Annotated in this window: 20 protein-coding genes; 16 read left to right on the top strand and 4 right to left on the bottom strand. The window is 52.5% G+C overall.

All coding sequences use genetic code 11. From position 1 onward, the window contains the following. The first annotated feature begins 265 nt into the window (after positions 1–265). From K3T83_RS15935 to K3T83_RS15915, 5 genes are all read left to right on the top strand, one after another. Positions 266–889: a hypothetical protein gene (locus K3T83_RS15935; RefSeq protein WP_220203952.1), complete on the top strand. Its 624-nt coding sequence runs from the start codon at positions 266–268 to the stop codon at positions 887–889. A gap of 414 nt (positions 890–1,303) precedes the next feature. Beyond that, a complete protein-coding gene (locus K3T83_RS15930) occupies positions 1,304–3,130 on the top strand; it encodes a reverse transcriptase domain-containing protein (RefSeq protein WP_220203951.1) in 1,827 nt (608 codons plus the stop codon). After that, positions 3,127–3,978, top strand: coding sequence for an RNA-guided endonuclease InsQ/TnpB family protein (locus K3T83_RS15925; RefSeq protein WP_220203950.1), 852 nt, complete (start codon positions 3,127–3,129; stop codon positions 3,976–3,978). Before K3T83_RS15930 ends, K3T83_RS15925 begins: the two co-directional genes overlap by 4 nt. Before the next feature lie 134 nt (positions 3,979–4,112). Next, a complete protein-coding gene (gene rocF, locus K3T83_RS15920; RefSeq protein ID WP_220203949.1) occupies positions 4,113–5,006 on the top strand; it encodes an arginase in 894 nt (297 codons plus the stop codon). A gap of 122 nt (positions 5,007–5,128) precedes the next feature. Further along, a complete protein-coding gene (locus tag K3T83_RS15915; RefSeq protein WP_220203948.1) occupies positions 5,129–6,073 on the top strand; it encodes a branched-chain amino acid transaminase in 945 nt (314 codons plus the stop codon). A gap of 60 nt (positions 6,074–6,133) precedes the next feature. On the opposite strand, the gene K3T83_RS15910 is transcribed toward K3T83_RS15915, so the two are convergent. From K3T83_RS15910 to K3T83_RS15900, 3 genes are all read right to left on the bottom strand, one after another. Next, complete coding sequence (locus K3T83_RS15910; RefSeq protein ID WP_220203947.1) at positions 6,134–7,012, bottom strand: nitroreductase family deazaflavin-dependent oxidoreductase; 879 nt, start codon at positions 7,010–7,012, stop codon at positions 6,134–6,136. 127 nt (positions 7,013–7,139) lie between these two features. Further along, the gene (locus K3T83_RS15905) at positions 7,140–8,546 is read right to left on the bottom strand and encodes a cytochrome P450 (protein WP_220203946.1); all 1,407 of its coding nucleotides are present in this window, start codon (positions 8,544–8,546) and stop codon (positions 7,140–7,142) included. A 16-nt stretch (positions 8,547–8,562) separates the two neighbouring features. Continuing rightward, positions 8,563–9,252, bottom strand: coding sequence for a hypothetical protein (locus tag K3T83_RS15900; protein WP_220203945.1), 690 nt, complete (start codon positions 9,250–9,252; stop codon positions 8,563–8,565). Positions 9,253–9,597: 345 nt separating this feature from the next. Here K3T83_RS15900 and K3T83_RS15895 point away from each other — a divergent pair, with 345 nt between their 5' ends. The 10 genes from K3T83_RS15895 to map all read left to right on the top strand — a co-directional run bounded on the left by K3T83_RS15895 (position 9,598) and on the right by map (position 16,158). Next, positions 9,598–9,972 (top strand): winged helix-turn-helix transcriptional regulator, encoded by a 375-nt coding sequence (locus K3T83_RS15895; protein ID WP_220203944.1) that lies wholly within the window; start codon positions 9,598–9,600, stop codon positions 9,970–9,972. Beyond that, positions 9,959–10,303, top strand: a complete 345-nt coding sequence (locus K3T83_RS15890) for a hypothetical protein (RefSeq protein WP_220208377.1) — start codon at positions 9,959–9,961, stop codon at positions 10,301–10,303. The genes K3T83_RS15895 and K3T83_RS15890 overlap by 14 nt, the downstream gene beginning before the upstream one ends. 74 nt (positions 10,304–10,377) lie before the next feature. Further along, positions 10,378–10,968, top strand: a complete 591-nt coding sequence (locus K3T83_RS15885; protein WP_220203943.1) for a TetR/AcrR family transcriptional regulator — start codon at positions 10,378–10,380, stop codon at positions 10,966–10,968. 223 nt (positions 10,969–11,191) lie between these two features. Beyond that, positions 11,192–12,070, top strand: coding sequence for a haloalkane dehalogenase (locus K3T83_RS15880; protein WP_220208238.1), 879 nt, complete (start codon positions 11,192–11,194; stop codon positions 12,068–12,070). A 72-nt stretch (positions 12,071–12,142) separates the two neighbouring features. Further along, entirely contained in the window at positions 12,143–12,598 is a 456-nt protein-coding gene (locus K3T83_RS15875; protein ID WP_220203942.1) for a PPOX class F420-dependent oxidoreductase, read from the top strand. A gap of 42 nt (positions 12,599–12,640) precedes the next feature. Beyond that, on the top strand, positions 12,641–13,237 hold the full coding sequence (locus K3T83_RS15870) for a hypothetical protein (protein ID WP_220203941.1): 597 nt from the start codon (positions 12,641–12,643) through the stop codon (positions 13,235–13,237). Positions 13,238–13,392: 155 nt separating this feature from the next. Next, entirely contained in the window at positions 13,393–13,833 is a 441-nt protein-coding gene (locus tag K3T83_RS15865) for a nitroreductase family deazaflavin-dependent oxidoreductase (protein ID WP_220203940.1), read from the top strand. A gap of 196 nt (positions 13,834–14,029) precedes the next feature. Beyond that, the gene (locus K3T83_RS15860; protein ID WP_220203939.1) at positions 14,030–14,914 is read left to right on the top strand and encodes a class I SAM-dependent methyltransferase; all 885 of its coding nucleotides are present in this window, start codon (positions 14,030–14,032) and stop codon (positions 14,912–14,914) included. A 123-nt stretch (positions 14,915–15,037) separates the two neighbouring features. Continuing rightward, entirely contained in the window at positions 15,038–15,316 is a 279-nt protein-coding gene (locus K3T83_RS15855; protein ID WP_220203938.1) for a helix-turn-helix domain-containing protein, read from the top strand. Positions 15,317–15,369: 53 nt separating this feature from the next. Then, on the top strand, positions 15,370–16,158 hold the full coding sequence (map, locus tag K3T83_RS15850) for a type I methionyl aminopeptidase (protein WP_220203937.1): 789 nt from the start codon (positions 15,370–15,372) through the stop codon (positions 16,156–16,158). 454 nt (positions 16,159–16,612) lie between these two features. Here the strand turns inward: map and K3T83_RS15845 are convergent, their stop codons facing one another. Continuing rightward, on the bottom strand, positions 16,613–17,038 hold the full coding sequence (locus K3T83_RS15845; RefSeq protein ID WP_220203936.1) for a DUF6069 family protein: 426 nt from the start codon (positions 17,036–17,038) through the stop codon (positions 16,613–16,615). Positions 17,039–17,247: 209 nt separating this feature from the next. Here K3T83_RS15845 and K3T83_RS15840 point away from each other — a divergent pair, with 209 nt between their 5' ends. Then, on the top strand, positions 17,248–17,694 hold the full coding sequence (locus K3T83_RS15840; protein ID WP_220203935.1) for a nitroreductase family deazaflavin-dependent oxidoreductase: 447 nt from the start codon (positions 17,248–17,250) through the stop codon (positions 17,692–17,694). The last annotated feature ends 11 nt before the right edge of the window (positions 17,695–17,705 follow it).

Genomic DNA, 17,705 nt, shown 5'->3' with positions numbered 1-17,705 from the left:
GTCGTACTTCCTCCTCCACAAGAGGATGCCGAGCGCCACATCCAGCTAGAAGCGCGCTGCTTGACACCCTTTCTCCTAAGTTGCGTACCGTTATCTGTCTCCATCTTGGGTTCGACGGGCAAGCTCTCTCTTTTCAGGAGATTCGGAAGCTGTTCGGACTCGTGGCAGAAGTACTACTAGTACCAGATACGTCCTCGCCATGCAGAAATTGCAGGCATCAGTATTATGTAAATAGACCCATCAATGTAAGAAAGAGAGCAGCACGATGCAGTTGACAGAACAGCACATCATTGATCGAGCCGACCCGCGCTTTGCAGTGATCGACGAGGCGGCCTTCACGTCGAAAAACTTGTATAACGCTGCTCTCTATCTCATTCGCCAATCCTATATCTTCGAGGGGAAGTACCTTACCTACAATGCCACACACAAGCTCATGAAGTTACATGAGGCATATAAGGCGCTTCCGGCGAAGGTGAGTCAACAGGTACTTATGCAATTGGCTCACGATTGGGACAGCTTCTTCAAAGCCCGTGATGCTTACCGTGAAGATCCTTCCAAGTTCACTGGGCGTCCTAGGCTCCCGGAGTATAAGCACAAAACGGAAGGCCGCAACTTGCTCGTCTATACCCTTCAGGCGCTCAAGGGAGGGCAGAGCAAGAAAGGGATACGAGGACGTATTCAGCCCTCTGGTGTACCCATCGTGGTGGAGACAAAACAAAAGCATGTCGATCAGGTGCGTCTTGTCCCCCGCAAGGGCTTTTACGTCGTGGAAGTCGGTGCGCCGCGTCACGCGGATAAAGATCGCCCTCGCAGAGGGCAACAACTAGGGAAACGTTGTTGGCTTCCGCATCTAACGTCAGAGGGAAACCAATGGCGGAAAGCAGCATGATGTGAAAGCGGATAAGATACAAAGGCATTGCGTATCGAAGGGCCGCAAAAGCCGTTGTCTAAGGTTAAAGCTAAACTGCTTAAAGTCTAGTCCTGTCCATACGCAGAACGACGTTGCTGGAAAAATGCCTGAAACCAGTTTCACCGTTTACCATCGGGTTGACGACTTGCCGGGGTAATCCCTAACGGTGATGGAGCTACCAACGGGGTACTTGAAGGACAAACGGACGACCTACGGACGACTCGAAACGTCTTTATCCAACGGAACGCGGGATGGCCTAAAGGGGGCGACCCCCAAGGTCACGGAAACCCCATAGTAATCGCGGAAGTCACGCTCCGCCACGGACATCGGGAAAACCGATGACAGGGTGAAGGGGTTAGGTAGTTCAGATTGAAAGGAAAGAGGAAACGCGAGATGCGTACTGCCGAAACGATCCTAACAATCATCCAAGAACGCGGAAAACAAGGGTTGCCACTGGAACGAGTATATAGACTCTTGTACAACAAGGATCTCTACCTGCGTGCCTATGCACGCCTTTACGCCAATAATGGCGCAATGACCAAAGGAAGCACCGATGAAACTGTGGATGAGATGTCACAGAAGAAAATCGAACAACTCATCGTCTCACTCCAGGCGAAAACCTTTCGATGGACTCCTGTACGCCGGGTACAAATACCCAAAAAGAATGGGAAAATGCGCCCGCTCGGCATTCCATCCTGGTCGGATAAACTCTTACAGGAGGTCATACGCAGCATTCTCGAAGCGTATTACGATGTACAGTTTTCCGACTGTTCCCACGGCTTTCGGCCCGAACGAGGATGTCATAGCGCACTCCAAACGATACAACATCAATGGACGGGAACACGGTGGTTCATCGAAGGGGATATCGCACAGTATTTCGACACCATAGATCATGGTATTCTAATCGACATACTAGGCAAAACCATCAAAGATGAGCGGTTCTTGTGGCTGATCCAGGGGCTTCTACAGGCAGGATATTTAGAAGAATGGACGTACCATCCTACATTGAGCGGTTCACCACAAGGAGGGGTGGTCAGCCCGCTCTTATCGAATATCTACCTGAACGAACTGGACCAATATATTGTCCAAACACTCATTCCGGCATGCACACGGGGGAAAACCCGCAAGGAACACCTCCAATGGAAAAAGCTGACCAAGCAAATCGGGCGTATGAAAAAGGAAGAGAACCGAGAGGAAGTGAAGCGGCTCAAGCAGCAACGAAACCAAATCCCGGCGAAAGATCCGAATGATCCAAATTACAGACGACTCCGATATGTGAGGTACGCAGATGACTTCTTACTAGGATTTGCAGGTACAAAAGCCGAAGCAGAACAAATCAAGCAAGCCATCGGAGCATGGTTACATGAACACCTCAAACTAACCCTCTCCGAAGAAAAGACGCTCATCACGCATGCGGTAAGCGGGACTGCGCGATTTCTCGGCTACGACATCGTAAACCAACAAGAAAACAACCAGCATACCGCTGGACGCCGCCGAATTAACGGACGCATTGGTTTACGAGTACCAACAGACGTTCTCAAGAAGAAGATCGCCCGATACATGCGCAAAGGAAAAATCGTAGACCGCCGAGAACATCTCGTTCAAAGTGATTACACGATTGTAGCCCTTTACCAAGCGGAATATCGGGGCATCGTGCAATATTATCAACTGGCATACAATGTCTCGACCTTGTATCGGCTCCAGTGGGTGATGTGGGGATCGTTGCTGAGAACGCTTGCGAACAAGCACAAAATCAGCAGCAAGAAAATCCACCAGCGATATGTTACCAAAACAACCACACCAGAGGGGAAAACTCTCAGATGTTTGGAAGTCAAGGTCGCCCGCAATGGAAAACCTCCACTTATTGCGCGCTTTGGGGGTCTGTCACTGATACGAAAACCCCTGGCAATTCTTAATGACCAGCCGCCTAAAACCTGGAACCAGAGGACCGAACTACTCGAACGGCTACTAGCAGACACCTGTGAACTTTGCGGGAGCCGGGAGAAGGTTGAAGTCCACCATGTCCACAAACTAGCAGATCTGAACCAGAGAGGGCGAAAAACAATGGAGAACTGGAAACGCTACATGATAGCACGCCGGAGAAAAACCATTGTGGCCTGCCGGACCTGTCATCTCGCGATCCATCAGGGAACAATCGATCAACGACTGACGGAACGAGGCACATCTTGGAAAGAACTACTGGAGAGCCGTGTACAGTGAAAATTGTCAGCACGGTTCGGAGGGGGGCACACGGAAAAGGGCTGATACAGTACCTCGCCGGGGTGCCTACCCTACTGTACACAGAAGAAGAGCAGCAAGCGGAAGTGACCCCTACTTACTACGCTGGCATAGATATTGGGATGAATAACCTGGTGGCGCTAACCTCAAACAAACCCGGCTTTCAGTCGGTAGTCGTTAACGGGCGTCCAGCCAAAAGTGTCAACCAATTCTATAACAAGCGGAAGGCAGAGCTACAGGGCCAGCTTCGACGGAAAGGCACAACTAGGCGGATGGAACGCCTGACGAACAAACGAAACAGGCGCATAGATCAGTATATGCACACGGTGAGTCGCCGAATTGTTGATTTATTAGTGAAAGAGGGCATCGGCGTGTTGGGCATCGGGAAAAATGATGGGTGGAAGCAAAACAGCACTATGGGCAAGCGTACCAATCAACATTTCGTGCAAATCCCGCATGCTCGTTTCATCGCTATGCTGACCTACAAAGCGGAACTAGTTGGTATTGCTGTCAAGCTCACTGAAGAGTCCTACACGTCAAAGGCGTCACTCTTGGACCTGGACCCGTTGCCAGTGCATGATCCAAGCAAGCCTAATGAAAAGCACCACTTTTCCGGGAAGCGCATCAAGCGTGGACTGTACCGCGCATCTGATGGACGTTTGATCAATGCCGACATTAATGGTGCTGGCAACATGATACGCAAAGTAGCCCCTGACGCCTTCTCGGAGGCAAGGGCGGTAGAGGATGGTAAGGGGGTGCTCGCATCCCTGGTAGTCCATCCCGTGAGGTTCGTCGTTGTCTCCTCACGAACCCAAAAAGGGAAATCCTAGCTCGTACTAGAAAACGCTAGTGATCGCTATACTTTTTGGAACTATGTGCTTTTCGTGTAGACAAACCTGAGGAGCAGAGGCTATAATGGAAGATATATAACAACTTTGTTCAACGGCGAGCAAGAGGTCTCGTAATGAATATTCGTATCATTGGTGTACCTATGGACCTGGGGGCGGATCGGCGGGGCGTCGATTTCGGGGCAAGTGCTATCCGCTATGCGGGTTTGAGCGATCAGTTGCGTCGGCTTGGACACTCAGTACATGATATTGGCAATATCGTTGTTCCCCAGCCTGAAAGCCAACCTATAGGGAATCCTCACTTAAAATACCTCGATCCTATTGTGCAGGTAGCTGAAGATCTGGCTCAGCAGGTAGCTGATGCGTTGCGCTCCAACGAGTTCCCGCTCATTCTGGGAGGGGATCATAGCATTGCGCTCGGCTCGATTAGCGGGGTTGCCAGCGTGCATCGGCCTCTTGGTGTTATCTGGATTGATGCGCATGCTGATTTTAACACGGAGGAGACAACGCCATCGGGCAATATTCACGGGATGATTCTCGCTGCCCTGGCCGGACTAGGGAACGAGCGCCTGACGCATGTTGGGGGTTGGACGCCCAAACTAAATCCCGATAATATTGTTGTCATTGGCGCTCGCGATCTTGATCCGGGAGAGCAGGCGTTGCTCCGTGCACATCACGTCCACGTCTTCACCATGTCGAGCATCGATCAGTATGGAATGCCTGAGGTGCTGCGGCAGGCGATAGAACTGGCGGGACGGCAGGGGCAGGGCATTCACCTCAGCATGGATATGGACTCGATGGACCCACGCGAGGCACCGGGCGTGGGAACTCCGGTGCGTGGCGGGTTGAGTTATCGTGAGGCTCATCTGGCGATGGAGATGCTTGCCGACTCTCAACGTCTGGTTTCGATGGATGTGGTTGAAGTCAATTCCATTCTCGATCAGGAGAATGCAACGGCACGACTCGCCGTCGAATTGATTCTTTCCGCGCTTGGCAAAAAGATTTTGTGACCCCGACAAAGCTGTCCATCCCTATATTTTGAGCGTTTTTTCTGTTGTCATTTTCTATACCACGAGCTAGAAAAGGAGGGAATGATAAGGAGCAAGGGAGCAACTTATCGTCACAAGCAAATATGCAAGTAAAAGAACTTTTTATGAACGGGGAATTCATCCCCGCCGATCAGGGCGTTATCTCCGTGCGGACCCACGCCTTTGCTTATGGCACCGGCTGCTTTGAAGGCATTCGCGGCTACTGGAACGAGGAGGATCAGCAGGTCTATCTCTTCCGCGCACGCGAACACTATGAGCGGCTGTTGCGCTCCTGCAAAACGCTGCAAATCTCGATCCCCTACACCGCCGATCAACTGGTAGAGATCAGCACTGAGCTGGTCAGGCGCAATGGGCAGAAAGAAGATGTCTATCTGCGTCCGGTCGCATATAAAGATGCGCAAATTATCGGTGTACGGTTGCATGAGGTGAGCGACGCGTTCTTGCTGACGGCAGAGCCAATGGGTAATTATGTGGAGATTGGCGGCCTGCGCTGTGGCGTTTCCTCCTGGCGGCGTATCGATGACAACGCCATTCCTGCCCGTGCGAAAATCTGTGGTGCCTATGTCAACTCAGCCTTTGCCAAAAGTGAGGCGATGCAAAACGGCTTTGACGAGGCCATTATGCTCACCAATGAGGGCCATGTCTCCGAGGGGAGCGCGGAAAATATCTTCCTGGTCGTCAATGGCGAATTGATCACACCTGCTCCCAGCGAAAATATTCTGCTGGGCATTACCCGCGATACCGTGATCCAACTGGCACAGCGCGAGTTTGGCATGATTACGCGCGAGCGCCAGATTGACCGCACTGAATTATACGTGGCCGATGAGATTTTCCTCTGCGGCACGGGCGCGCAGATCGCGCCGGTAATCGAGGTCGATCATCGTCTGATTGGCGATGGCAAGACGGGACCGGTGGGGCAGAAGCTCCAGGATCTCTACTTCGACGTTGTGCGCGGTAAGCGGCCCGAGTACCGCGATCAGTGGTGTACTCCCGTGCATAGTTCGGTAAACGCCGCCTCGCTCGATTAAAGAGCAGAGAATATATCCGGGCAAGCCATCTGTGCTTGCCCGGATTTTTTGTGCTGCCTCTCACAACGCACCCTCTGGATGTAAGATGACCAGAGGAAGCGGATAGGGTGTCCGCTCCTGATAGGCTTCATGCCCCGCGTGGTAGGCAATTACGCGCGGCCAGAGCCGTTGTCGTTCCTCAAGAGTAGCCTCCTGGATACTCACTTTCAATCGTTTTCTCCCTACTTCTATACTGGCCTGTTTGTTCTTTCGCATATTTAACCACCAGTTGGGAAGCCTGGCCTGGCCTCCATTGGAAGCAACGACGACAAAATTGTCCCCATCGGGCATGTATACCAGAGCGGTAGTATGCAGCTTTCCACTCTTGCGTCCGAGGGTGGTTAGCAGCAGGATGGGCATGTGCTGCGCTCGTCCCGCAATGATACCACCACTCAAGCGATAGAGAGCGACATGAGCAGCGACGGCCAGACGAGCGAATTTGGCGATGTTGGGCGGATATGGCTTGCCCAGGGTCCGAGCACGAGTCTCAGCCTGCTCTGTTCGCTTGAGCTGCTGGTAGCGTTGCTCGATCCTGCGGACCAGTAGCATGGCTCCTATCCCCAGGAGGAAGTGAGCAGCCTGGATCAGCCAGTGCAAGGAACCTCCCAGGATCAGCGTTTGGGTCAGTCCAAAGGCAGGCACAACCAGCGCGTATAGGATGCTACCTGCCCCCAACCGTTTGCTTCCTTTTGTGGAAACAGCCGCGCCCCCGAGGATGAGCAGGCCGAGGGTGCCGAGCGTTCCCAGTGCTTCGTGAGTGCCAGGAAAACCGATCCAGGCCAGGAAAGCCAGCAGGCCGATCCATCTCAACAGTTGAGCAATCCAGAAGGCGAAGCCGAAGACGAGAGAGACCATCAAGGCCACTCGCGCAACCAACGAGATGAGGCGTATCCATTTCATATAAACACTCTTTCTTTTCGGCAAGAATAATCAAACAAAGCGTTGCCAGGCGTTTTGTGTCTATCACAAGCACCTTGTTCTTTCTCAAGATGCGACAAGTTGCCCCTTTTTCTTCAAAGATGCGCACTTATAGCTCTTTATACGGATGCACAGTCATTAACAGGCCACCTCGCGGACGCAGGGTGATCAGCGGCTCCGGGACTATATTAGCCCCGGGCAGGAGGCGCAGTTGATACCGGGACAGGATCGTCGCCAGGACGAGCTGCGCTTCGGTGAGGGCAAACTGATTGCCGATACATACGCGTGGGCCTCCTCCAAAGGGGAAGTAGGCAAAGCGATGACGTCCGGCTGCGCGCTCGGGGGAGAAACGCTCAGGATCGAAGACATCAGGTTGCTCCCAGAAGTCAGGATGCCGATGAGTAGCAACAGGAAACATCAGAATATATGCTCCTTTAGCAATGCGATAACCGCCAATCTCATCCTCATCGATAGCCTGGCGAGCAAATGCCCATGCTGGTGGATAGAGACGCATGGATTCCTCAAGCACTATGCGTGTGAGCTTGAGTTGAGGCAAATCTTCCATCTGCGGTGCGCGCCCACTCAGCACGCTGATGTACTCTTCTCGGAGCCTGGCTTCGATGTCCGGGTGCTGCGCTAGAAGCATCAGGGTCCAGCAGAGTGCATTGGCAGTGGTCTCATGACCAGCCACCATGAGCGTTAGAACCTCGTCACGCACCTGCTGGTCACTCATGCCAAGACCCGTCTCTTCATCCCGCGCTTGTAGGAGCATGGTCAGCAGATCGTTCTCGCTCTGCGCAGCACTTTTCCGGCGCTCAGCGATCAACTCGTCAACGACGGTATAGAGGGTATTGCGAGCCTTGTACAAGCGGTGGCGCTGAGGGGTTGGCAGCGAGAGCAGCCCTGGCACATAAAAGGCTTGCGCCTCCAGGTAATTGATCATACTCGATGCGACAAACACGCGCTTTTTGTACCCGACCATGTCCGCGCCAAAGAGCGCTTTGCAGACAATGCTCAAGGTCAGGCCACTCATTTGTTGAAACAGATCGAGAGGCTGGCTCGTGTCGAGATTCCCTTCCTCTATCCAGGCCAGTGTGCTTTCGGTCATCAGTTGGCCGAAGGCAGCGATCTGCTTGCGATGGAAGATGGGTTGGATCAGGCGACGCTGTTGGAGCCAGGAATCTCCGTTGTTGGTCAGCAGGCCATTGCCCAGCGTCAGGCGAAGCACATGATTTGAAATGCCCCCCTTGCGATAGTTTTTGTGATTCTCCTGAACGACATGGCGCACGCCATCAGGATGAAAGACCAGGGTCCAGGGGCCGAGCATTGTTGGCAGCGTCACCAGATCTCCGTAGCGCTCGCGCAGTTCCTGCACGAAGCTCAGTGCCTGATGCGCAAATCTGATGGTATTCCGGGCGGCGGTAGGCCAGAGCGGTCCAGGGATATGCTTTCTCTGTGGCTTCACTCCTGAAGAAGCCTGGTTGGTAGAGTGGGAGGCGGCGGTAGAATGATGCATAACTGTATGTTCTCCTTTATGCAGCAGACCGAATGAAAGTTGTGGGTGTCTTGCTTCGCAAAATCAGCAAGGCGCTCCAGGCAACCGCCACCCCTTCAGCTGCATACCCAGTGATCTCGACCCACATTGGCACCATCAAGTCGATGCCCAGAATAATGCCACCGGCAAGAAACAGCACTCCAATAGGCCAGGGTAAGAAGCGTTTCAGCAGGATAATGGCCCCCAGGAGCACATAGCCAACGATACAGAGGAGAGACATCAGGAAGGGGGTGTAGAGCGCGATCCCGAAGCTCTGGAGCAATGTACTCTGGGTTACGGCTTGAAAGAAGTCAGGGGAATGAAACTGGGTTTGCAACGCGGGATCAAAATGGGCAAACAGAGGATTGAAGAACCCATCAATAAAGAGGAGTCCTGCATACGAAAGTTGTCCAAGAAGAGCCAGAATCAGGCTCAGTGGCGCGATCCTACCGATGCGCTCATGGTAGTGCAGGTAGATTGCAATCAGCCCAAACCCGGCCAGAATGGTACAGTAGGCTCCAATCATATGAGCTGTCATATAAGCAGCAGCACGCGGGTTGATCTCCACTGCGCGTCGTCCCCCATGAAGAAAGGCTTCATAGAAGGGAAGAAACAGCGCGGGGAGGATGCTCACTCCCGCTAAGACACGAGCCATGTGCGTAACGCTTGCTGATAGTGTGTTTTTCATACTCATCCTTTTTGTGAGAAGAGGCCATTGGTCTCTCCATCTTTACCTGAAATGTGACTTTCGGACGCCTGGGAGCAGACACCCATGACCAGACGATTCCTGATATCCCAGGATCATCTATAAAACTTAACTAGATGACAAGACGAGCTGATGATAGCTCGCCTTTGATAGAGATCAGCATGAGGGGGAGCGTGATCTTCTTGCACAAGATAAGCAAAAGTGATCTTCGCTTGCCGTGCTTCCCACCACCTGATACACTGAAAATACAAGATAAAGATGAAAGAAACAAGTACGCAAAGTAATTTGAGATAGTCTAGAAAATCATACTATGAAAAGGTGCAAATCATGAAACAGCAGCAGAAAGCGGTAATGTGTCCGGTCGAAGTGACCCTTTCAATCGTTGGGGGGAAATGGAAATTGCAGATTGTCTATTGTTTGCTCAACGGAACCAAACGTTTTGGTCAATTACGGCGGCTGATTCCAGGGGCGACCCAACAAATGCTCACTTTGCAATTGCGGGAGTTAGAGCAGGCCGGAATCATTCATCGGCAGGTCTATGCTCAAGTGCCCCCAAAGGTGGAATATTCACTCACTGAGTGGGGGCGAAGCTTAGAACCAATCATCCATCAGGTTCATGCATGGGGAGAATGGTACTGTAATCAAAACGACATAGAGTACTGGCAACTGAGCGACAACAGGGAAGGTCATGTTCCCGCGTGAGATCGGCATGTCAAACCCGGTAATCCCCGGTCGTAGTCGAGCGATTTATCGCGGTGGGAATCGATGGACAAGCCACCCCGCGATAAATCGCTCGACTACGACCGGGGATTCCTCAGGGCTTTCCAGTTCTCCGCTCAAAGGGGTGCAGGGGTCTCCCTGCCGGGGCCTGGGGCGTCCCCAGTTTCCTTCCCTCCTTCGCGCGCCGCCGCAGGCGGCGCGCAAAAGAGAAGAAAAAAGTTTTTTGCGGGGACACCCCGCACCCCGGCAAAGGGCTGCCGCCCTCTGCACTCCCGCTAGATGGGAGAATTGGAAAGCCCTGGGGGATTCCTGATACCTCTTGACAAGTTCTTCACTTCTGACTACACTATGTTAGTGAACATTCACACACATAGGGAGAAGAAGCGCATGGGAACAACACGACACAAAATTCTGGAAGCGGCTGAAAAACTGCTGCTCTTGAAAGGTTCGGCACATATGACGACCAAAGAGATAGCCCGCGAGGTCGGTCTCTCCGAAAGCGCGCTCTACCGGCATTTCGACCATAAAGAGGACATCTTCTTTGCCTTGATGACCGAGCATCAGCCAGCCTTCCACGAGGCGTTTCAGACGCATCAGGCCGGCACTGCAACGGTCAGCGAGAATCTGGTCGCGCTTGTGCAGGCGGTGGTTCATTATTATGAGCAATTGATCCCGATGGGCGTCTCCTTCCTGGCAGACAAGGAACTGCTGAACCAATTTCGTGCCACCACCCAGCCGCTAGGGATGGGGCCACAGAACGTCTTTGAACGCCTTGCTGCCTATCTTGAGGAGGAGCAGCATCTCAGACGCCTTGGTGAGCATCTTTCGGCTTTGACTATGGCGACGTTGTTGCTGGGTCCATGTTTTCAGCGAGCCTTCAACCGCCAATTCATGGGCTTTGATCCGCTCCAGCAAACGGAGCAGCAGTTTGCTGAGGAGGTCGTTCAGGGACTACTTGCTGGTCTTCAGCCTTCCTGACTGGGAATTGAAAGGCACAAGATTTTCTACAATATGCAGGTAAACACTTTGACATGTCGACCGCACGGGTGGACGACAATGTGTATTTGCCAAGAGCATAGAAACAGGGAGATATATTGATGTTGATCTTTGCAGAAACATTTTTGCCCGGGGAAAGTGATAGTGAACTATCCTCTCTGCTTGATTTGGACGGAGCATACGCTCCTGGAAAGGACAACACATGGTGATCAGTGCCGCCTTTCCGTATGAAAAGCACTATCAAACAGTGCTGGGATACCAGATGGCCTATATCGAAGCTGGAGAGGGTGATCCCATTGTCTTTCTGCATGGCAATCCCGCCTCTTCCTATGTCTGGCGCAATATCATTCCACATCTGCAAGGACTGGGACGCTGCCTTGCCCCCGATCTGATCGGCATGGGCGATTCGGACAAACTGCACAACAGCGGCCCTGGTTCCTACGGGTTCTTCGAGCACCGCAGCTACCTGGATAGACTACTTGAGGCACTTGAGGTGCGCGAACGTGTGACATTTGTTCTGCATGATTGGGGATCGGCCCTCGGCTTTGACTGGGCCAATCGCCATCGTCAGGCCGTCAAGGGTCTGGTGTATATGGAACCGATTGCCAGACCGTACAGTTGGGCGACCTGGCCAGAATTCACCCGTGACCTCTGGAAAGCCTTGCGTTCCAACGCGGGCGAGCGTCTGGTGCTCGAAGATAATGTATTTATCGAACGGCTACTTCCACGCGTCGTGTTACGTGAGCTGAGTGAGGAAGAATGGGCTGAATATCGCCGTCCGTTTGCTGAAGTGGGCGAGGGGCGTCGTCCTATGTTGAGCTGGCCCCGTCAGGCACCCATTGATGATGAGCGGGCGGACATGAGCGAACTGGTCATGGCATATGGGCAGTGGCTGGCTCAGAGCGACGTTCCGAAGTTATACATCAACAATGATCCAGGAACAGCGACGCGGGCGGCAAGGGAGTTCTTGCGCTCGTTCCGGGCACAGGCAGAAGTGACTGTCAAAGGGAGTCATTACCTGCAAGAAGATTCGCCCGATGAAATCGGCATCGCGATTGCGACCTGGCTGCAAACCCTGGCATAGGCACCTGTTCGGAGTGCTCTGGAAACGAGCAGAGCACTCCAGGCAGACAATCATAAGAAAGAGAGACAGATCATGAGCGAAAAAACAACTCAGACTACGCGAGAATACCTGACTACTCCTGGAAAAGGGCATATGACCCTGCTAACCAGTTTTCGTCGCAACGGCGTAGGTGTCGGCACTCCGGTAGGTACGGTTGCTTCGCAAGGCAAACTCTACTTTATGACGCCTGCGGATACCTGGAAAGCCAAACGCCTTGCCCACAATCCGCGCGTCACCCTCGCGCCCGGCAACCGCAAAGGAGAGGCGCTCGGCCCGACGATTGAAGGCATCGCGCGTCGCCTGTACGCTGAGGAGGCAAAGCGCGCACGAGCGCTGTTGCGTGTGGGCATCGTCGGTCGTTTCTTCGGAATCGTCTTTGATCGCAAATATCCTGGCGAGAAAACAGCAGTGTATGAAATTGTGCTGGATGAGAGAGACGCTGGCATGAACACGGGAAGCATTGAGAAGGTGCGGCCCTCGCATTCCTAGCTGGATCAACACAACAGATGAGTAAAGAGAAAGGATCATCTCATGTCTGTTTCACCGCGTCTTCGCCTGCTTGGGCTGCTCTGTCTGCTCGGAGGAATCCTTCAGTTATCTGATACGCCCCTCGACCTGTGGTGGTCAGCTCCCACAAGTCCGGTCCACGCAGCTGCTCGCTTGATCTGGGCTATCGCTAATTTCGCGCTTATTGGCGGACCGATAGGCATCATCGCCTATCGGTTTGTCTCTCCTGGCTGGCTGACAATAGCAGGTGCAGGCGTTTCCATAGCTGGCATGCTCAGTCAGGCGAGCGGGATGATCAGCTATCTGGTTTTCCCCAATTCTAGTGCAGGACAGATATTGACGCCATCAGGGGGCATTCTGATCGCTCTGGGTATGGTTGTCCTGGGAAGTGCGGCGTTGTTGAGAAAGAAATTGTCTGGTTGGCAGGCATGGACGCCTCTGCTGGTCGGTTTGTACTTCATCGTCCAACTGGCCTTTATCCAGATTCCTTTCTTTCTGAGCAAGGGGCATCTGATTTTCGCTCCACTCGTCGATCTCTGGGGTTTTTTCTGGATACTTTTGGGTGTGGTGATTGTCTGGTCAGAATCTGTGTCAGCACGGGTTCCTCTTGCGGGAGCGTGATCTGAAGTCTGGTCAAGCGAACCAAGCTCCCCCGCTGATCTAAGAGGAGATCATGCTCAAAAACAACACTGGAAGACCTCTCATGTCTGCTCAAAAACTCCCTGCATAGAGGTGAGAAAGGCGTGAGCATCCAATAAGAAAGAAAGCTGTGTCTCATGGCAAAATCATTTCGCCCCACACTTTTCTTCCGTGTAGGGCATATCATCAACACATTGCTGCTGCGGGCCGGGGTAGAGAAGGGCAATATGACCTTGCTCACGGTACGAGGGCGCAAAAGCGGACAGCCTCATACCATCCCTGTAGCACTGGTTGAATACAATGGTCAGCGCTGGTTGACCGCACCCTACGGCGCTGTGAACTGGGTGCGCAATCTGCGTGTGGCTGGCGAGGCCACCCTGACACGTGGTCGGCATACCGAACGCATCTCTGCATGCGAGGTGACTGCTCAGGAAGCAGCTCCCATCCTCAAAAGAAGCCTGATCGGAGCGCGATCTTTTGTGCTGGCTTACTTCGATGTCACACCAGACTCCTCGCTTGCCGAATTTGAGCGTGAGGCCTCAAATCACCCTGTCTTCCTGGTGAAAAGCCTGTCATAACAACTTCATGCTAACAACAACAAGCCTGAATGAAAGATCTTGAGTCTGTCAAGCCTTCTTTTCACTCGTGCTCCGTTTAGAGTTGTTTTTCGTTCTGTACAAGTTGGATGGTGACAAATGATACAGAATGAGATTATAATGGCGATAAGTGTGAGAGGACTCCAATTTATGGACGAGTATGGGCAGAAAAGAGGGCATGATGTCTTACGATTCAAATAATCAGCAGCAACCTGCATCTGAAGCTTCCTATATTTTTGATTCGGAAAGCGCTGGCGAAATGGCGCGTTTGATGCACCAGGGACAACTCCTGACGAGGACTATGGGTGGTGTGTTTGCAGGGATAGATGAGGCCGATGTTGAGCAATGGCGACAGGTGATTGATCTCGGCTGTGGACCAGGCGATTGGGTGCTTGATGTTGCCTTTGAGTATCCAACTGTCGAGGTGGCTGGCGTTGATATCAGTAGAATTATGGTAGATTACGCCAATGCACGAGCGCGGACGCAGCAGCTTGTAAACGCTTCGTTTGAAGTGATGGATATCAGGGAGCCGCTGGACTTTCCTGATGAAACATTTGATATGGTCAATGCGCGGTATCTCTTCGCCGTGCTGCGCGGGGAGGAGTGGACAACGTTTCTCAAAGAATGTATGCGTATTTTGCGGCCAGGAGGCATCTTGCGCCTGACAGAGCCAATTGATCTGGGATTGAGCAGCAGCCCGGCTCTGGAGCGTCTTAGTTCCTGGTTTTTTCGTCTGCTCAAGCAGAACGGCTATTGTTTCTCTGCCGACGCCACCTCAGTTGGTTTGACACATAAGCTGCCGCGCCTGTTGCGCGAGGTGGGATGCCAGAACATACAACAGACAGGCCATTGTCTGGACTTTTCGGGCGATACCGATGCGTGGAAGGCGCTGTATCGCGACCTCGAAGTTATCTTCACTACGGCCCAACCCCTTTTTGTTAAGGCCGGAATTGCTACGGCAGAAGAGGCGGCAGAACAATATCAACAGATGCTGATCGAACTGCACGCCGACGACTTTTGCGCCGTCTGGCACTATGTTTCGATGTATGGCCGCAAGCTATAGCAACCCCTCGTTGGTTTAAGCCGCGACAATGTATTGACATCCCATTACACCACTGCTACAATAAGGGATAAGTGTTCATCGTGACATCATCAGAGAAGTTTTTGCAAAGAATGAGGTAAGGCTGTGACGATCTCGTGTAAGTTACGGTTGTTGCTCGCCAGAGTCAATGTTGAGCGGGCGAAGCAGGGGAAGTCGCCTTTGAGCCTGCGCAATCTGGCGAAGGAGAGCGGCGTCTCTCTCAGCGTGTTGACGGCGCTGAATACTGGGCGAAGCCAACGGATCGATTACGCCACCATTGACCATCTCCTTACTTACTTCAGCGCTTATATTACTGTCTCCACGAATGATCTGCTTGTCTGGGAACAGGCGGACGACGGCAAGCAGCCTGTGTTTGTGGGGTGAGCAAGATTGCCACGCTGATAGGTGTAATTACGAGGGAGAGGAAAGAGCTATATATGGCAGTAATATTGAAATCGCGGCAGGAGATAGGCCGCTTGCGTGAAGCCGGGAGGATTGTGGCGGAGACATATGAGGTGCTACGTCCCTACGTTGTGCCCAATGTATCGACCGCCGAGCTTGATAAAATTGCGGAGGATTATATTCTCAGTAAGGGAGCGACGCCCGTTTACAAGGGATATGGGGCTCGTCCGGCCCGAAACGGTCGCCCGGCAATCCCGCCATTTCCTGCCAGCACATGTATCTCCGTTAATGAGGTGATCTGTCATGGCATCCCCAACAAGAAACGGGTTTTGCGCGAAGGGGATATTGTGGGCATTGATATTGGCGTACTATATAAGGGTTGGGTCGGCGATTCATGCGTGACCTTCGCAGTTGGCAAACTGGACGAGGAGACACAGCGGTTGATGGATGTGACAAAGCGCTGTATGGAGCTGGGTATCGAGGAGGCTCGCCCCAATCGTCGGCTCGGTGATATCGGTGCTGTCATTCAGAACTATGCCGAATCGAACGGTTTCTCGGTCGTGCGTGAGCTGGTCGGACATGGCGTTGGGCATTCATTGCATGAAGATCCGCAGGTATTGCACTATGGCAAGCCTAACACTGGTCTGAGGATTCGCCCCGGTATGGTCTTTACCATCGAGCCAATGATCAACGTGGGCAGCGCAGAGACGCGCTTGCTTCCCGATCTCTGGACGATCAGCACCGCCGATGGCTCACGCTCGGCCCAGTTTGAGCACACGCTTGCCATTACTGATGGCGCGCCTGAGCTGCTGACGCTACCGTAATTTGTAATATCCTCACGTAGCGACAAACCCTTGCGGTTGTCGTGGGCAATGCCAACAAAATGGTCAATACCCGCGACAACCGCAAGGGTTTGTCGCTACGTGAATTTTTTGCGTTATGTTCGCACCTGCATTGATCCGTCGGCATCCATATCTCTATAACATGGCTTTTTGTTCCGTGATGAGATGGCTATTCTTCTCTCAGATCTTGATCGGCGATTTTCGCACCCTTGCTCCATGATTTAATGATTTTCGCTAACCTGGATCGCGTCACAGGCTTGGGCAAGTCCTTTCCCATTGCGTCAAACAACAATCGGAGTTCTGTCGTGAGTTGTTGAAATTCATTCACTCGAAGCGGGCCATACAGTTGTGATCAGTCCGAAGGCGAGGATGGCGATTCCGGTGATTGCAAGCAAGACCCATGCGATCTTGAGCAGGATGTGTTCTCTGTTTATCATTACGCTCGCACCAGCGTTGTAAACAGGCCAATCGTGATGGCGGCGGAAACGATATGCATGGCAATCATAGTCCAGAAAATGGACAGGTTCATGCCGGGAGTGGGCATGAGGCCGGTCAGCGCCAGGATGGGTGTCAGCAATGAGATGAGCAGGCAAATGAGTGCCAGAATGCGATAGAAGCGAATAGGATTGCGAGCCGTTCTGATGACGATCACAAAGGTGAGCAGGGCCAGCAGCAAGAAGATAATGGTGCTGCCGATGATAGAGGCAGGCTGGAAGTACGAGAACGTTTCAGGAACGCCCAGAAATGCAACGGCGATGCCACGTATAACAAGATTGATAATGGCGGCGAGAACGATTGTGACAGGTCCAATCCACCAGAGCTTGCGCAGTGCCAGTTGTTCACGAGATAGCGTAGATGCCACAGTATCCTCCTGATTTATTGATAGAACTTATCTTCTGCTTTCTCCAATAGCTTTGCCAATAAGAGATAGGACGCAATTTTTATGGAACTATAAAATACTCTGGTGATGGTATGGGAGGAAGATTGTCCCAAATTGGATCGCTCAACCCTCTTTATTTACGAATGATGATCATCAAGATAGGCCACTTTTCAAAGAATGAGAAGGAAGCTATGGCAAAGACATATCATGCTCCTCTGTATGTGCGGTTAGCGAATGTGATGATGACGACCCTGTTACGTGTGGGCATCAAGGTTGTAGGTTTCAAGAACTATGAGATCTACCTGCTCACGGTACGGGGGCGCAAAAGTGGGCAACCGCGCTCAGTTCCGCTTGCGTTGCTTGGGCGCAATGGGAAGCGCTATGTGGCCTGTGCTGGAGCTGGCGATTGGGTACTCAATCTGCGTGCTGCGGGAGAGGCCGTGCTGACACGAGAACGTTTCTCTGAAGCGGTGACGGCAAGAGAACTGCCTCCACAGGAGGCGGCGCTCGTTTTGCGAGAAGAAGTCAGGCGGGGTTATCCCTTCGCTCACCAGTTTGGCGTCACGACCGACTCTTCCCTTGAGGAGTTTGAGAGCGCGGTGGTTGGACATCCAATGTTTGAGTTGAAAAGAAAATAGCTAATGGTCAT

It is taken from the genome of Reticulibacter mediterranei (assembly GCF_016587455.1).
The sequence above is the reverse complement of the archived record's forward strand: the minus strand, read 5'-3'. Positions and strand labels throughout refer to the sequence as shown.

Coding starts and splice junctions, on each gene's coding strand:
- K3T83_RS15935 (WP_220203952.1), top strand. CDS start 266: ATGCAGTTGACAGAACAGCACATCATTGATCGAGCCGACCCGCGCTTT.
- K3T83_RS15930 (WP_220203951.1), top strand. CDS start 1,304: ATGCGTACTGCCGAAACGATCCTAACAATCATCCAAGAACGCGGAAAA.
- rocF (WP_220203949.1), top strand. CDS start 4,113: ATGAATATTCGTATCATTGGTGTACCTATGGACCTGGGGGCGGATCGG.
- K3T83_RS15915 (WP_220203948.1), top strand. CDS start 5,129: ATGCAAGTAAAAGAACTTTTTATGAACGGGGAATTCATCCCCGCCGAT.
- K3T83_RS15910 (WP_220203947.1), bottom strand. CDS start 7,012: ATGAAATGGATACGCCTCATCTCGTTGGTTGCGCGAGTGGCCTTGATG.
- K3T83_RS15905 (WP_220203946.1), bottom strand. CDS start 8,546: ATGCATCATTCTACCGCCGCCTCCCACTCTACCAACCAGGCTTCTTCA.
- K3T83_RS15900 (WP_220203945.1), bottom strand. CDS start 9,252: ATGAAAAACACACTATCAGCAAGCGTTACGCACATGGCTCGTGTCTTA.
- K3T83_RS15895 (WP_220203944.1), top strand. CDS start 9,598: ATGAAACAGCAGCAGAAAGCGGTAATGTGTCCGGTCGAAGTGACCCTT.
- K3T83_RS15890 (WP_220208377.1), top strand. CDS start 9,959: ATGTTCCCGCGTGAGATCGGCATGTCAAACCCGGTAATCCCCGGTCGT.
- K3T83_RS15885 (WP_220203943.1), top strand. CDS start 10,378: ATGGGAACAACACGACACAAAATTCTGGAAGCGGCTGAAAAACTGCTG.
- K3T83_RS15875 (WP_220203942.1), top strand. CDS start 12,143: ATGAGCGAAAAAACAACTCAGACTACGCGAGAATACCTGACTACTCCT.
- K3T83_RS15870 (WP_220203941.1), top strand. CDS start 12,641: ATGTCTGTTTCACCGCGTCTTCGCCTGCTTGGGCTGCTCTGTCTGCTC.
- K3T83_RS15865 (WP_220203940.1), top strand. CDS start 13,393: ATGGCAAAATCATTTCGCCCCACACTTTTCTTCCGTGTAGGGCATATC.
- K3T83_RS15860 (WP_220203939.1), top strand. CDS start 14,030: ATGATGTCTTACGATTCAAATAATCAGCAGCAACCTGCATCTGAAGCT.
- map (WP_220203937.1), top strand. CDS start 15,370: ATGGCAGTAATATTGAAATCGCGGCAGGAGATAGGCCGCTTGCGTGAA.
- K3T83_RS15840 (WP_220203935.1), top strand. CDS start 17,248: ATGGCAAAGACATATCATGCTCCTCTGTATGTGCGGTTAGCGAATGTG.